Source organism: Mucilaginibacter ximonensis, from assembly GCF_042686265.1.
Taxonomy (GTDB): domain Bacteria; phylum Bacteroidota; class Bacteroidia; order Sphingobacteriales; family Sphingobacteriaceae; genus Mucilaginibacter; species Mucilaginibacter ximonensis.
The window spans coordinates 199,354-215,991 of record NZ_JBHUPD010000002.1; the positions used below are offsets into that span (position 1 = coordinate 199,354).

10 protein-coding genes are annotated in these 16,638 nt (G+C 39.4%); all 10 read right to left on the minus strand.

Going from position 1 to position 16,638, the window contains the following annotated elements:
- Positions 1–372 precede the first annotated feature (372 nt).
- Positions 373–1,515: a PKD domain-containing protein gene (locus ACFS5N_RS08480; RefSeq protein WP_377184242.1), complete on the minus strand. Its 1,143-nt coding sequence runs from the start codon at positions 1,513–1,515 to the stop codon at positions 373–375.
- 85 nt (positions 1,516–1,600) lie between these two features.
- The gene (locus ACFS5N_RS08485) at positions 1,601–3,091 is read right to left on the minus strand and encodes a hypothetical protein (protein ID WP_377184244.1); all 1,491 of its coding nucleotides are present in this window, start codon (positions 3,089–3,091) and stop codon (positions 1,601–1,603) included.
- A 71-nt stretch (positions 3,092–3,162) separates the two neighbouring features.
- Positions 3,163–5,028, minus strand: a complete 1,866-nt coding sequence (locus ACFS5N_RS08490) for a DUF4983 domain-containing protein (RefSeq protein ID WP_377184246.1) — start codon at positions 5,026–5,028, stop codon at positions 3,163–3,165.
- Positions 5,029–5,120: 92 nt separating this feature from the next.
- A complete protein-coding gene (locus tag ACFS5N_RS08495; RefSeq protein ID WP_377184248.1) occupies positions 5,121–6,740 on the minus strand; it encodes a DUF5008 domain-containing protein in 1,620 nt (539 codons plus the stop codon).
- Positions 6,741–6,801: 61 nt separating this feature from the next.
- The gene (locus tag ACFS5N_RS08500) at positions 6,802–7,617 is read right to left on the minus strand and encodes a fasciclin domain-containing protein (protein WP_377184250.1); all 816 of its coding nucleotides are present in this window, start codon (positions 7,615–7,617) and stop codon (positions 6,802–6,804) included.
- Between the two features lie 13 nt (positions 7,618–7,630).
- Positions 7,631–9,262, minus strand: a complete 1,632-nt coding sequence (locus ACFS5N_RS08505; RefSeq protein ID WP_377184252.1) for a RagB/SusD family nutrient uptake outer membrane protein — start codon at positions 9,260–9,262, stop codon at positions 7,631–7,633.
- A gap of 22 nt (positions 9,263–9,284) precedes the next feature.
- Entirely contained in the window at positions 9,285–12,464 is a 3,180-nt protein-coding gene (locus tag ACFS5N_RS08510; RefSeq protein WP_377184254.1) for a SusC/RagA family TonB-linked outer membrane protein, read from the minus strand.
- Positions 12,465–12,491: 27 nt separating this feature from the next.
- Complete coding sequence (locus ACFS5N_RS08515) at positions 12,492–13,688, minus strand: DUF5007 domain-containing protein (protein WP_377184256.1); 1,197 nt, start codon at positions 13,686–13,688, stop codon at positions 12,492–12,494.
- A 5-nt stretch (positions 13,689–13,693) separates the two neighbouring features.
- The gene (locus ACFS5N_RS08520; protein WP_377184258.1) at positions 13,694–14,992 is read right to left on the minus strand and encodes a hypothetical protein; all 1,299 of its coding nucleotides are present in this window, start codon (positions 14,990–14,992) and stop codon (positions 13,694–13,696) included.
- Positions 14,993–15,013: 21 nt separating this feature from the next.
- On the minus strand, positions 15,014–16,600 hold the full coding sequence (locus tag ACFS5N_RS08525; RefSeq protein WP_377184260.1) for a RagB/SusD family nutrient uptake outer membrane protein: 1,587 nt from the start codon (positions 16,598–16,600) through the stop codon (positions 15,014–15,016).
- Positions 16,601–16,638: the final 38 nt, after the last annotated feature.

Here is a 16,638-nt window from a genome sequence, read left to right on the forward strand (position 1 = left end):
ACAGATTAAAAAGACTTCATTGTAATTAAGCCTTTTACACAAGAAATTTATTAATCGGGGGATGATAAATATTATCAGACACAAATTTAATCAGTAAATCGGTGCCGGCGCATTTGGCACAAAAACGTTACTTTGACACGTTTAGCATTTTCAAATTGGGGACAATTGAATTGCTATAAATTAAATGCACCATCATATTTAAAACGGATTAAATAGCATAGTGGGCTAGATAAATAATTGGGGGAGTGTTGCTTAACCGACGCTGTGTCTCCGTCAATAGTAATGCTCTTAAAATCTCAAACAAATCGTTATAAAACACAAAGGGCATTTTTCATTAAGAAAAATGCCCTTTGTGTTTTGCTTTAAGTAATATTATTTGTAGAATCTCAACTCCTCAATCTGGAATGCAGTTTTGAATGTGCTGATAATTCTCCATCTGTAATAAGTATACGGTTTCGGGTTAGCTATCGGATAATAGAAGAATCTTTTGTACCTGGTAGCTGACTGGCCTATTGCACTTAAGTAATCGGCGAAACCTTTACCTGTTATAGGAGTCATCATCGTAGCCGGATCTGTGCTGTTGGCATTTCTGTGATCCAGTATATCCCATATACCGGTAGATACACCGTTGGTTGAGTCGTTTGAACCCTCAATAACCCATTCGCTAGGGTCACGATTACTGTCAGAGTCATTACCGTTTTCAATAGCATACAATTTAACAGTAACCGGTGCAGCAAATTGTAACCAGAAAATCTCAGGAACCGGGAACGCTGAATAATAACCAAATTTAGTACTAGGGTTACCGTCAATTAATTTAGGGTAATCTTCGTTAGGGCCCTGAACTAAGTTGTGATTAGTTGAGTCGTAATTGATACGAGACTGAGTAATGTCGGTAACAATACCATCAGTTGTAATGTTACTAGAAACAGTTACAGTTGAGCCTTTATCTGAAGTAACTGTTACGCTAAAGCTGTTAAAACTACCATAAATAAATTTTCTGGTAACAGAAGGGGTAGTATATTTAACAGTTGTAGTATTGCTTGTTGACGGATCAACATCATTAAATGTCCAAAGAATAGATTTAATAGTTCCTTTGAAATTCGCCGATAAAGCCAGTTCAAATGGTGTCCCAGTTTTAACGGCAGAAATTTTAAGTACGCTATCAGGGATGATATTGATGTTAGTATACTTATGTGAATAGGTACCTGTACTTGAATAAATTTTTAAGTCAGTTACATATTTACCGGTTGCAAGGAAAGTATGCGATGGGCTTTCAGTTGTATTTAATGTATCGTCGCCAAAACGCCACTCGATTTTACTCTTATCGTAATTTTTTGAAAGGTTGTTGAACTTGAAGGTAAAGCCATCGGTGGGATCCGGAGTGACAGTATAGTCAGCAATCGGGTTAATTACAGGTGGATCTGGTGTTACGGTTGTAACCTTTTTTGAACAAGAAGCCAACACCAGTCCTCCCATACAAAATAATAGTCCAAAACGGTTTGATAATTTTTTCATAATACCAATAGTTTAAATATAATTAGGGTTTAATTTAATTTATTAGTCAAGTAAATCGGGTAACATTTAGCTACCCGATTTATTATTAGTTAAGCCGGGTGAATATAAAACCACGTACATCATACGCAGCGTTATCCCAATAGTATTTAATAATGTGATAACCGGCAGTAAGCTGGATTGTGGTAAGATTAGGCCCCTGGTTATTGTAGTTAGAAGAACCTGTTTTGGCAACAGGATAAGGTGTCTGGTTATAACGTACACCATCAATGAATACCGAGTAAGTAGCACTTGTAGAAGTAGTACCCATCAAAGTATTTAATTGATAGTTACCACTTGCCTGAACATTGATACTATATGATATCCACTGACCGCTGCTGTTCCAACCAATAGTTGATCTTGGGGTGTAGTCACCTACAACACTAACGTAATCAGAAGGTCTCCAAGAGCCGTCACCATTTTTGGTGGTACCAACGTGATAAGCAACACCTTCGCCGCCAAAATCATAATAAGCCATGTAGATAGGATCAGAAACCGCATTTATCGCACCTTTAACCAGGAACGGCGAACCATTGTATGGTCTGAAATGGTTAGGATCCATTACTACATACACTGTATTGATTCTGGTAGTAGTAACCAAGTATTTAGTAGAGCTTACAATTTTAAGCGCTATAGTAGGATACTTGGTTGATGGGGCGGCAGGCAAAGGTTGTACCGCCAAAAGTTCATTAATTTTAACATTAAATGTTAATGACGCTGAGTTAGTGCCTCCCTGAATAGTAACAGTAGGATTAGTAATTGAAACTTTTGAATCAGGATATAATACCGATGTAGGTAATGCGCCGCTATTGATACCGGCAGTTACGCTATCCGGAGCAGATTGAACGCCGACATTAACCTGAGCGCCAGGGTCGCCATTTAATTTAACCGGAATAGATACGGTAATATATAGCGAACCTACATTATAATAACTTGAATTTGCGGCTACGTCAAGGTCAACAACTTTGTTAGGGACTCCCCACGATATATCATGAATTGAAGCAGCAGTGATAACGTCTGATGTTTTAACAGTAAAAATCATAGCACCTTTACCGCTTAAAATTTTATTACCTTTTGTAGGTGCGGTTGCCTTAATAACTGCCGCCAATGTTTTACCGAAACCAATTTCAAGAGCAGAACGGCTAACCACGACGTTAAACGTCACGGAAGTAACTCCTGCTGGAACAGTAATTTGAGGAACTACTGCCGCAGATCCCGTTGTGAATGCTACTGTACCAGGCGCTAAAACACCGGTGTTTATTAAACTAGCTACAGTATCTGTGTTAGTTGCTAAATTGATGGTAAAAGCTTCAGTAGTTGCCGATGAAAAATTAATAGTTGCAGGCACCGTAAGAGCGGCACCGTCTATTGTGTAATTTTTATCTTGAGGCACATCTATCCGGCTAGGTAAAGATGCATTTACAGTTGTAAATGTTTGATCTTTTACAACATCAGCCAACTTTTCACGCTGGCAAGATGCAGTACAAATAGCTATTAATCCGATAAATGCTATTTGTAAAGGAGTAAAAATTCTTTTCATTTCTTTATTTGAAATTAATAATATTTTTAATGTAAGAGCCAGCTTTATAACCAGCTCTTACTATTTTTTTATTAGTTGGTGATCCAAACTTTGCCATCCAATGACCAAGATGTTTGACGAGGCACATTAAGCCAGCTCAATATCTGGGTAGGGATGTCTGAATTTTTAGGAACCAGCAGTGCCAGGTTGCTTGCAACTGGCGAACAGATTAAATCTGAGAAAGACTGCCATTGATAGCCATTTGTTTGTGCTTGGTTTAAGTTTAAGTTAGCACCAAGCGGGCCTTTATCTGCAAGTGTTGTACCAGAACCTTCGTCCATCGGCCAGTAGCCAATTAAATATTTGTAATACGGATGGCTTTGGTCGATTTTCTGATCGCAAGCGTACTCTGTAACAATTGCATCAGGAATAGCAGCTTTAAATATTTTCAACTCTTTAAGCTCTACATCAATTTTACCGAAACCAGTCTGGGTATCACCATCAATCTCACCCGGAGTATAACCTACGCGTAATACTGAATTATTGTCAACATTAACATCTGTACCAGTAGTAGCTAAAGTTATCGGAGTTGTTTGATAGGTGGTAAGAACCGCAGGAATAGCGCCGCCACCATTATTACCAATACCCATCACACCGTCAGTATAAACTCTTACTACTTTACTGCCGTCAGGTTTTCTTTCAACAACTGCGGTCAAATCATGCCAGCTGTCGCCGGTAAAGTTAAGACCACCAATCTCACGCCCGTTGGCGAAGCTGCCCTTTCCAGATATGAAGAATCTCCATCCATTTTGGAACAGGCAAAAATCCCATCCAGGGTTGCCGCTACCGCCCCAACCGGTTTGTGGAGTAGGGTCGCTGATGCTGGCACCGCGTTTACCCATAAAGCCTGGCCATTGGTAGTAATAATCGCCCCTTGATGTGTTAACGGGATTTTTATGTTTTTTGATCTTCACAGATATGGTAAAACCAGAAGTATCACCAAAGTTAAAAAATGGAGATAACTGTGGGCTTACCTGACCAGTACCTTTTTGCGGATCGCCTAAGAACCTGATTGAATTACCTGTATAACTATTACCTAAAAATGGTTTAGCTAAAAAGGTCTGATTGTAAGTATCAGCAGCCATGATAGTAAACGTGTTGATATTGGTGTTGCTAAAGATGGTTTTGTCATTCTGAGCCGGAGGCAAAGTAAACATACCACCCTTGTTTGATGTAACAACAATCATCCAGCTTTCTTTAGCATAAGTCGGTCTCGCTTTAAGAGCCGATAAAATAGTACCAACCTGTGTATCAAATTTCTCAATAGCAGCTTTGTAAGCAGGGTATGAGTCATCAAATCCTGAAGTTTTACCGGCAGCTTCAATAGCCCCAAATTCGCCAACTACTAATTGAGCATCATCGGTTTGTAAGAAATTAGTCATACGGGTTGTCAAAGCATCATCACTGCTTAAAAGTTCTCTTACAGCTACCGAAGTGTCAGTAAGGTTATTCTTAAACGCAGAAGAAGTTGCAAAAACCGCAGAACGGAATGTGGGTCTTACCGATTTAATTCTATCATAAATAGGAGGATAAGTTGCAAGCGCGTTGTTAGCAAAATTTTCAGTTAACACATTATGCTTTTCCTTTTTAACACCAGTAATCATATCGGCCCAGTTAGAGGCATCAGTATTAATGGTATCAGCTAACGAATTCCAGCTGTAAATAGCGTGTGGAATAAGGCTACTAAGGTTAGGGATATTAGCATCTCTAACAGATACACCTCTCGCCCCATCCGCGATGATGTATAACACTTTTGGTGTTTTGGCCGTTATACTACCATTACCACCTGGATCAACAGGAGATGGCGGTACTATCTTGCCATAGTCATGTTTACATGACGAAGCAAAAGCCAATAGAAAAAGTGATGCACCAAATAATTTGGTCTTAAAATTTTTCATATTTTATATCTAAATTAAGTTCGTTCGGTTTATAACGGGTTATTTATACTCTTGCAGCACAATAACTTAATACAAATGTAACAATATTATTATTATTCAAATGTAACCCTAACAATATTATTTTTTACTTGATTGTCAAACAATGAGAACGATCCCATGATTAACAAAGCACGCTTATTATCGGCTGATCTAGTTTCATAAACGTCTTCAATAACGCCATTTACGTTACCGGTATTGTTGTATAAATCTGCCAATCCACCGCTTGAATTAAGGACAGCGAAACCGTTACGAATTACACCATCATATGATCTGAAAGATCCGCTAACAACCGCTAATCCATCATCTAACAATTTAGCAAAATTAGGTATGCCACCATTAAATACTTTAGGTGTGAAAGTACCATCAACACTGCCGTCATAATTTAAACGAACGATATATTGACTTGCCACCCCATTAAATTTACTGAAAGCACCAACCACTAAATATTTATTTAAAACGGCGTTATAGCTTACCCAGGCAATAAGGTTTTGATCAGGGCCAGAACCAATGTTAAAAGTCTGATCTGGCTTACCGTCAACAACGTTAAGTCTGATCATGGCATTTGCAGGTTGATCATCAAAGCTGGTGAAGCGGCCATAAACAAGCAATTTATTATTTGCATCCATGATAGTAGGAGCAATAGGACCGTTTGGACCGGTCCAGCTGGCACCTATGTGGAATTTATAGCCTTGTTTAGTTTTATCGAACCGCCAGTTACTATCCAGGGTACCGTCAACATTAACCTGCGCCAATTGACGAACAATGGTACTGTCTACAATGGTACTGTCTTTAGCATCGTAGGTATTAGCCGAATAATTACGTTTGGTAGTGTAAGTAAAGTTACCGGTGACTATCATTTTGTTTGAACCCACCGCATGTACTGAACTGGCAGTACCGCCGGCGAAACCAATGTTGAAAGTAGGAACATATTTGGTTTTCAACAAATATGTAGTAACCTGCATGGTATCAACCAAACCATTGGTTTGAATTTTTGCAATACGCTGTATGTTGCCGCTTTGTTGAGCAAATGAGGAGAAATCGCCAACTACATAGTAATAAGGACCAACCTGGGCTATATCATAAACCGTAGAGTTTGCACCCGCACCCACCTGGAATGAACGGTCCCAAGAACCATCAGCAAATACTCTAACAATACGGTTGGTTTTAACAATTGTACCCGCATTTGCATAATTCTGAAACGCACCCATAATAATCATTTGGGTTGAGTTTGGTATTGGATACGCTTTTACAACCGGCCCATCGGTACCTACAGGGTTGTTATAAGTAGGGTCTAAATTAACTTTACCTATTACTGTAAAACGAGGGCCGAAAACCAATTGGCCGTCTACACTAAACGACGTAATGCCCGAACTTGCAGAAGCAGGAACTATCACCGTAATGCTGGTAGAAGTAATTTTTTGGATCTGGGCTTTTTGGCCGTTGAACAAAAACAATAGTTTATCCTTGTATTGCTCCAAACCCGTAGCAGTAATTGTTACTGGTGTACCAGGAGCGCCTGACGCAGGCTGCGGGATTTGCTGAGGATCTGTTGAGATACCCAGCGGGGCTTTCGCGTCAGCATATGGATTGTTAAAAATCTGCTGTGGTTTTTTACAGCTGCTGACAAGCAAAGCGGCTGCGATTGCCAATAAACCTGTATATCTAAGTTTCATATCTTTTATTTAAATTTCAAAACTTGCATTAAAATAGGAATTTATTCCTTTACCTATAGTCCTATCTACTTAAAATAACCTCGGTTAAAAAATCGGAAGACATGCCAAATAAATCCTCCATATTCTCGGCAAAATGCATCTCACCGGTAGTATTCGGATTTACTGAAGGGTCTCCAACACCCGGATACCAGACTGCCAAAGTATGAACTATACCGTTGGTAGGGTGTATATCAGACGAAGCAACAGCCGCCGCACCGTAGTAAAAGTTCTGCGGGTTAGAGGGGTCGGTTATACTTGCAATACACAACTGACGATAGCCGGAGTATTTCACGGTATTTGCAGTAAAAAATACCACACCAATATTAGCCAAATCACCATTGTAACCTGAATAATAGCCACCTGGATATAATGGTCGCAAGTTAAAATCCAGTTGAGGATAATCTTTAAGATAATAAGTGCCTTTAAACAGATAGCGCATTAAATATTTTTTCCAAATATCAGGAGATATGTCTGAAAGCGTTTTAATGGTATCTTTATGCAAGTTATACAACTGCACATTCAAGCTAGGATAGTTAAACAGCATTGGGTCATTGGAAAACACTTGACCAATGGTTCTGCGAATAACTTCATCTGTTGGGGCAAAGAAAGTGATGTTTTCCTTTGAAAAAACATCCTCCATACCCGCAATTTTGATTACCTGAACCAAGCTGTCAAACTGCGGCCTTGACTGCAGGTATTGAAGCATAGTTCCGTTGAAATTAGGGTTTGCCAGCCCCCCATCTTTATAATACTTGTCTTTTGAACAAGATGACACCGTTACGATCAGCATCGCTGAACAGATTACCGGTACAATGTATTTTCTGATAATAGTTTTCATGCTCATAATTAAATTATTGGATACCACTTCCTACCCAGTATGTATTTAGTGTCATATACGGGTTACTATTTAAAGCAGATGCGTCAATCGGCCATGTCCAGCCGCCTCTTGAGAATTTATCCAGCGTAAGCGGGTTATCAGTATATTGTTTGTTCATGATTCTTTTGGTACGAACCAAGTCAAAATAACGATCGCCTTCGCCCATCAACTCTTTTGCACGCTCCCAAAAAATAGCATCAAGTAAGCCGGCTTGAGTATCAACATCTGTTTGAGATGGATATTCTGCAGCGGCCCATCGACCTCTTACAGCGTTTAAAGCTTTAAGTGCAATTTCATGATGATTCAGCTGTGCGGCCGCTTCTGCTTCATATAACAAAGCATCTGCATAACGCATAATTAAAAACGTCGCGTCCGGAATAGCTGTATTTAAAGGGTTACTTGCATCAATAAACGTATTACCGGCAAATTTTTTCATCTGGAAAGTTTCCGCATTTTGGTTGAAAGGATCATCAAACCAAGTAGTTAACCTTTGATCTGTTTGATCAGGGTACAATTTATTCATATAAGCCGCGGTAAATACACAAGGGCTTGTACGGTTATCATACTCTGGCAATCTGTAAGGGAAGTGGATAAAAGACTCACCAAATTGAGCGTATTGAAACACCTGAGAAGAGTTGTTGTAACTAACAGTTGCAAACAACTCGAACAAGCTTTCTTGCGAGCGCCCTTTGGTTACAGTATTCCAGTCGCTTACCGGTACTAAAACAAATGCATTGCTGGCATCTAATTCTTGTCCAAGCGTTTCTGTAGTCTGATAGTATTTGGCTTTATTGGCCGGATCAAATCCAGCATTCCACATATTCATAGCCATTAACAAACCAGTAACAGCACCTCTTGAGGCACGTACACCTCTTAAAGACGGGTTACTTACAGCCCAGGTCATATCTGCTCTGCCAGGATTCAAATCGGCTATACAGTTATTAACCACCGTAACCATATTCATTCTCGGTAGAGGGTCTTTTTGGTAAGGAGTTGTATAATAAGCTACGTCACCATATAATCTAACCATAAAGAAGTAAGCATAGCAACGAATAAACTTAGCTTCTTCTATATATGATTTCTGCTGGCTGCCTGTTACCCCCGGTATACCTGCATTCAACTTGTCAACCAATATGTTAGCTTGCTGAATAATTTTATAATACTCATCCCAATGGGTGAGGTTCCAAAAACGATATTGGTTGTTCACACCATTATAACTGTTATTCAAAGCCAGCAACAATAAACGGTCGTTCACGATTGTGTTCGGGATAGTTTGGAAACCTTGGGTAGTACCTGAGAAAGCAACTGTTCTTGTATGACCACCAAGCAGGCCGGCATCATAGCGCAATTGTCTGGTACCTACGGTATTGCTTGAAGGTATCACCTCGCCCGACCGAAACTCGCCGGTACCACCGGCTGTATTGGTTTGGTTATATTTATCAAACAGCGAGCCGTACATGTCATTTAAGTTCGTCTCAACATCGTTAGCCGACTGGTAATAGTTATTACCAGTTAGCATATTAATAGGCGTGATGTTGAGAAATTTCTTACAGCTATATTGTGATGCGACCATCACTATCAATAAGCCAATAATAATCTTTTTCATATCTTATCTCTTCTAAATTGAATTAAAATGTAACGTTAAAACCAAAGGTATAAATACGTGGATTTGGATAAGCTCCGTTAACGTCTTTACCTAAAGCGTTCACGTTTTCAACGTTAGGACCTGAGTATGGTGTAAATACCGCCAGGTTACTTGCAGATAAGTAAGTTCTGATGTTATTCAAACCAATACGTTTAACAAAGTTTTTAGGCAAAATATAAGCTAAGGTAACCTGGTTAATTTTGAAATAGCTACCACTTTCCTGGAACAATGTCTGCTCAGATCTAAAGTTATTCATATACTTTTCATGTTCGAAGTTATATACGTTTGCATATCTGGCGCTCGCGTCGCCGTTTCCTGTCCAAATGTTCAGGTCAGTTGCTGTCGGAACAGCACTTTTTCCATAAGGATCGCTCAATTGTAATAAGCGTTGAGCTAAAGAGGCGTTAATAACTGAACGTACTGCTGTATAAGATGAATAAATGTTCAATGAGAATGATTTATAACTAAGAGTATTGCTAACACCACCTGTTAATAACGGCTGAGTATTACCGCTAACTTGACGGTCTCTATTATCAATTACATAATCATGGTTATAGTCAACTAATCTTGCGTCACCACCTTGGTAAGAGTATTGAGGACCACCTGATTTAGTCTGATTTCTTAGTCTGATACCTGTAACTGGATCAACAGGAACATCAGCTGTAGTTGCATAAACGCCATTGTTGGTGAACAAATAGTTTGACAGTGAGTTTCTACCCACACGTTTTGCAAGGAACTGACCACCTACGTATAGTGAGTTTACACCACCATTCGTGTTGATGTCGATATACTGACCATTATATTGAGGTGGCAACTTAACCAAAACGTCGTAGTTCAAAGCACCATTCACCATTAATGTCCATTGTACTTTGCTACTTTTGCGTAGTGGGTGTGTAGTGATCGACAACTCGTAGCCATAGTTGGTAATTGAAGCATCGTTACTTACGTAAGTACCAAAACCCAATATGTTAGGTAAAACACTTGAAAACAAATCGTTAGATACAGCTCTGTAGTAAGTATCAAAGATCAGGTCAACTTTACCGTTAAACAAACCTGCGTCAAAACCTAAGTTGTATTGAAGTACGTTTTTAGATTTCAGGTATGGGTTAGGAACCTCGCCAAAATCAATACCTACACGAGGAAGGTTGTTATAAAAACCATTAGGATTGTATTTACCATAAATATCTTGCAAAGCACCTACCGGGTAAATGTTCTGACCAGCAGTTATACGCAAGTCAGCATAATCTAACCATTTAGAAGTTTTGTTAAGAACCCAATCCTCCTTAGTGATATTCCATTTAAAACCTACAGACGGGTTTTTGGTATAAGGGTCTGCAGGACCGTTAGCTGACGAACCATCTAAACGGTAAGTAAGGTCAACGATATATTTCTTCTTATAATCATAAGTGAATGCAGCAGCAAGTGCGGCCGTTCTTAAGTTTTGGAAGGTATTCAATACACCACCACCTTTGGTTAAGGCACCATCATATCCGGTTGGACCTTCGTACTGATCGTTCGGGGTACCATAGATACGGGTATAGTTAGCCTGGAAGTTAGTAACATAAACCTCATCAAAAACGTTCAGGAACAAGTTGTGCTGACCTAATGATTTGGTGTAAGAAATGTTATTACGGTTATACAATACTGAGGTATATTGATATTCATTATCAATCTGAGCATACTGAGCGTTTGCCGCAGCTGGCAAGAATGAATCTGTATTGTCAATAGTATAATCGTAGTTACCAGATGTTTGTAATTGCAAGCCAGGTATCAATTCATAATTGGCGTTCATATTAACGCTAACTTCTTTTGGACCTGCGCTCTTTCTGATATCCAGTGTAGACAATACATCGCTGGTAGCTAACAAGAAAGATGGGCCCGGGCTCAGTGAAGAGTTATTAACGCTGTTTGCAACTATATTTTGCAATACCCCGGTACCGCTACCTGTTCTGATTTTACCTACTGTTGCTCTAACAGCACCAAAGAAACCCAATTTGGTAGACGGCTTAAACTGCATATTCATGTCTAAGCTGTAGTTTTCAAAACCGGTGTTTGCAACCAGACCGGTTTGAGAGAAATACTTTAAGTTGGCCTTGTAGTTAAATCTATCGTCACCACCGTCTAACTCAACGTTTTGAGTTGTGTTAAACTGATCTGAGTAGTAAATAGACTGCCAGTTAGTTGAGTTGTTGTAGAACGCGTTCAAACTATCTGCCAGAAAAGGAGTATTAGTTAATTGATATTTGTCGTAGTTTATTGCATATTGATTGATTTGAGAAATTCTGAATTGACGTTCGGAGTTACCACCTAAAGTTGAACGTAACTTTGGAACTTTTGATACATAATAGTTTGATGTTAATCTTACTTGCGGAATTTTAGATTTACCACGGACAGTAGTAATCAAAATTACACCGTAAGCACCCCTTGAACCATATAACGCTGTTGCAGTCGCATCCTTCAATACCTCCATGCTGGCGATATCTTCCTGAGGAATCAAAGATAGTGGGCTAACACCAGAACCCTGTTGATCAAAACCGTATTGAGAGGCTTGGTCGGCTGTCAACGGAATACCATCGATAATGTACAAAGGTGAGGTTGGTTGCAAGAAAGTGTTATCCCCTGATCCGGTTGTTGATATCGTAGAAAGACCACGAATGTTAACAGTACCACGTAAACCAGGAGCACCTGTGTTATTTTGAATGTTCAAACCGGCAACTTTACCTTGCAGCAACTGTTCAACGTTACCTACAGGGTTATCCTGAACCTCTTTACCGGTAATAATGTAAGAAGCACCGGTTGTTTGATCACGGGTACGTTTTACGTAACCACGGATTACCGTCTCATCAATCGTTTTGCTGCTAGCTTCTAGTGCAACATTTAATAAGACCTGACCAGGTTTTAATTTAATACTTTGTGATGTATAACCTACGATAGAAAAAGTAAGTGTTGCCCCATCTTCAACAACTACCGAATATTTACCATCTAAGTCAACTTGTGCTACACCCTTGCCATCAACAGCTACAGTAGTACCTGTCATTGGCTCTTTGGTTGCTTTATCCGTAACGGTACCTTTCACCGTTACCTTTCTAGTTTGTGCTATCAGATTCTGGCAAAGAAATAAGCAGCAGAAAAAGATGAACGGCCAAATAATTTGTTTTCTCATTGTATATTAGTTTTAGTCATTAGGGTTCTAATCGTTCTCAAACTTAGGGTTAACTGTCTTGAAATGGAATACGATTTCCCAGTCCCCCGTTTCCCAAATCTGGAAATTCTGCGTAATCCTTCCTACCTCTGTTACGGCACCATAACCCACGCGGCTATAAGTCAAATTAATTTGAGCCATATCGCCACCTGTTAAGTTAGCCACACCGCCAGCCGTAAACTTGGTTGGTATTTTGGCTAACGGAATAGGGTAAGCCACATTATATTCTACATAATCATGATAAACATCGCCGCCTGGAGTTCCATCTTTCTTGAATCCATGAATTTGGTCCTGCCATTTAGTAGTGTTCCATTTAGTTGGATCAATTGCTACAGAATCTTTATCTAATACTTTGATCCGTAATCTGTGGCCTACTGCAGCTGTGTTAGTCGGATCACCAGGTTTATCGGTGAATTTCCTTATATACAAATAAACCAAACCAGTATTTTGATTGTGAGGGTCGGTCATAAACTGGTTGGTAGTTTCGCCTCTTATACCGCTAAGTGCATCAGGATAATTATACACCAAGGTATGACCACCCGGCGTTGTCGTATTCGGCTTTCCTGTAATGATGTTATAGTCGGCTGTAGGGTAGTACGGTTGATCAATACTAGGGGTAATTGATAAATTTCTGATCGTTCTGCTACCACCGCTATTTGTAATTTTAACATCAAAGAAACGCTGATCTTGTGGGTATACTATAGAATCGGCAGGTTTGATATTATTTTTGTTGGCTGTATACCATAGAACAATGTCACCATTTCCTCTCGTTTCCAGCATCGGATGATTTTCAAGGTGTCTTTTAGCCTCAATTTGAGCTAAGCTTGTCTCTTTTCCGGTATACTCGCCTGTCCAAACCAAAGTTGGCTTAACAGCTAACATATCGCTGGCGTCGCGGCCATCGCCAAATCTTGGATTTGTGATAGTAAAGGTAATTGGGAACGTTGAGTTATCAGAGTTGAATATATTCCCCCCACCCAAAATATTAGTTCTTCCTAATATTAGGCCTGATTGAAAGCTCTTTTGGACATAATCAGCATTTGTACTCAGGTATTGCTTCTCATCCGGCAGGTTGTAAAGTTTCCTACAACCTGCAGAAAAAGCAACCGTTGCTGTTAACAATACAAAAACCTTATATTTTATTGTGTTTTGCATAACGTTGTTTACTTTAAACTTTTTCTTCATCTTGATTAATTAGACCTATAGTTCATTGTCCATTCAGATATCTGGAACAGCGTTTGGCTTGAACTACCTGTACCCACCTGCAATATCACCAAACGGTACCCTGTGTAAGCTACGTTATTAGTGAAATCAAATGTTTTTTGTTGATAGTTAGTAGTCCAATCCTGATCCTGACGAACATCTAATTGTACCCAAACAGCGTTAGGGTTTGGCTGATAAATGTCATTAAACAACGGCGTTGCCCTTAATTGCCATGGTGCAGGATCCAATGTTGCTTCAATTTTGAACGCTCTAGGATCGCGGTCACGATATAATTTAGAGTCATTAGCTGTTGTCATTGTATAACTATTACAAACCGCAGCACGGGTTTTTCCTACAGAATCCCTAGGGAACCAGTACATAGTTGGATAATAGTTACTACCGGCATTCACGTTTGAAATAAACTTAGTTAATACAGAACCATCAAGCGCCTTCTTGAAAACCTCACCAGCTGATACCTGGCCATCATAGTAGTTTGAAGCAGGTGGCCAGTATGGGAATAATAAGTCGGTTTTTAAGTTCCAGGCAACCGGCGGAGGCGGAACGAAAGTCATACGGGCTACGTATTCATCAAAACCAAACACGTGATCCGTTCTCAGCAAGTGTACGTAACCATTCTTTGTTTTGATGTTAACTGAAGTAGTTTGCGTTTTAGACCATTTTGCAACAAATAAGCTTCTTTTAGTGTCAGCATATTCAATTGCCTCCACGCCACCGTTTTGAAAACCTTCGGCATCAGCAAATATACGTTGGCCGTGCATTTTATAGTCACCACGTACTGATAACACAGTTTGGCCATCACCTATCGCGAAATCAGCGGCTACATACCATCCCTTTATAATATACATGGATACTAATGTATCTAACGCAGCACTGTCACGTTTTGCTAATTCGATGTTTTTGGAACCGGTAATACCTGCAGAACCTGCAGCCAACTGGCTCAGATAAATTGGGTTTTGGCCGCGAGCTTTACGCAGATCGTTTAAGTTTTGAACCGCTAACTGGAAGCTTGAATTTGACGGAGCAAATAAAGTAACCGAGTCACTGGTTAATATTTGCTTCATGCCTTTAAACTTATCGACAAGCATTAACAACGAGTCGTAAATACCCGATTTGCTTTTCAAATAATCGTAAGTAGTCAAATTGGTAGTATTTACTGGAGGTGTTGCGTCATGCATACCTTTTTCGCGTTTACATCCAGTTTGAAATATCGTCACAGCAACAACTATTGCTATTAGATATTTTCCGAATAAAATTGATCTTTTCATGTCTCTATGCTCTTTCTGTTATTACTTCCAATATGAATTCTGGGTTAACTTAGGATTCTGCGATAATAGATCGCGAGATATAGGCCAGTAAATACCACCGTTATTGATCAGAGCCAAAAACGCCGGATTGTTTTGTTTAATCTTCTCGTATCTAACTCTGTCATAAAAATGGTCGCCTTCACCCATGAACTCCTTTTGGCGCTCTTTAAATATTGCCTCTATTAAGGTACCATGAATGTTTGGATTATAAGCCACATAATCAGAAGCACTGCTATTAGTCAAACCATTCTGATCGACATTGTATCTCAATTGTCTAACACGGTTTAGATCGGTTGTTGCTAACGCGTTTTCTCCAATTACAGCATAAGCTTCAGCCCGTAACAAGGTAACATCCTCTAAACGAGTTAAAATAATAGCGCTCGAAAAAATCCTGAACGACGGATCATTAATACCACCTTGAATAATTTTAATTTTAGCGAAGATTGGATATTTGCCAAGGAAATTAGAGAAATAGCCTTTAGTTGTTCCATTGATCGCATCAGAATGCACAGTACCGGTGGTGTCTATATTGAAACGCGCATCGTTAGTTTCTTTGAATATAGATAAGATGGAATCTTTAGGTACATAAATATCAGGGATATTTTTATTTACCACCGGAGCAGCTAAAGTTAATGACTCTATGTTACCGGTAAATGACGCGTCCTGGTTAGCCCAAATAAAACCAAATGCAAATAACTGATTGTCATTATTTCCATTAGGATTGGTGTAAAACAGTCCATTAAACTCGTCTAAAGTATTAGTACTGGTATAGCTTAAATCAGATTTAGTGTTATACTCATTCAGCACCTTTGAGGTATATCTGATGACATCAACATATTTACCTTGCCATGCAGCAACGTGGCCAAGCATTGCATAAGCACCTAATTTAGTAACTAACGCGCCGCTCCATCTGCTTGATGATTGGTTATAATATAAACCAGGCTGTTGTAAGTCATTTTCGCTATAAGAATAAGGCAAATCAAGCGCAGCCGCTTCCATTTCTGATTGTGCCCAGGTAAGTATCGCGTTTTGATCAGTTCTGGCACGGTTTTCAAAAGTTCCGTCACGTGAGCTTAAGATCAATGGAACGTCGCCCCAAATTCTAACCATGTAGAAGTAAGTAAAAGCTCTCAAGAAATGAACTTGTGCAAGATCCACAGTCATATTATTTGAAGTATATCTCGGATCTTTAGCTTTAACCTCACCGATACGTTCGATAAAAGTATTAGCAGCGTTAATTACCGCATAGAATCTTCTCCAGTTTGATAAATCATTAATTACTGGATAAGACGCATTAAGGTTGTTAGCAATAACTGCTTTAAGATCCTGACGAAGCGGACTCGCAAAATTCCCCATGCGCACGTCTCCGTATATCCAGTGACCATTATTTTCGGCAAGTGCAGCCCTTGTTAAACCGTATACACCCATGATACCAGCGCGGGCATCCTCTAATGTATTCCAATAGTTGGTCTCACTTACAACACGTGATGAGGTCACATCTAATGTCTTCTTACAGCTATTTGCAATAACGGTAAGAAAGATAAGACTCAGCAAAATTATTTTTTTCATTTCATCTCTGTTTTAACGGTATTCAATATTGTTTGTCT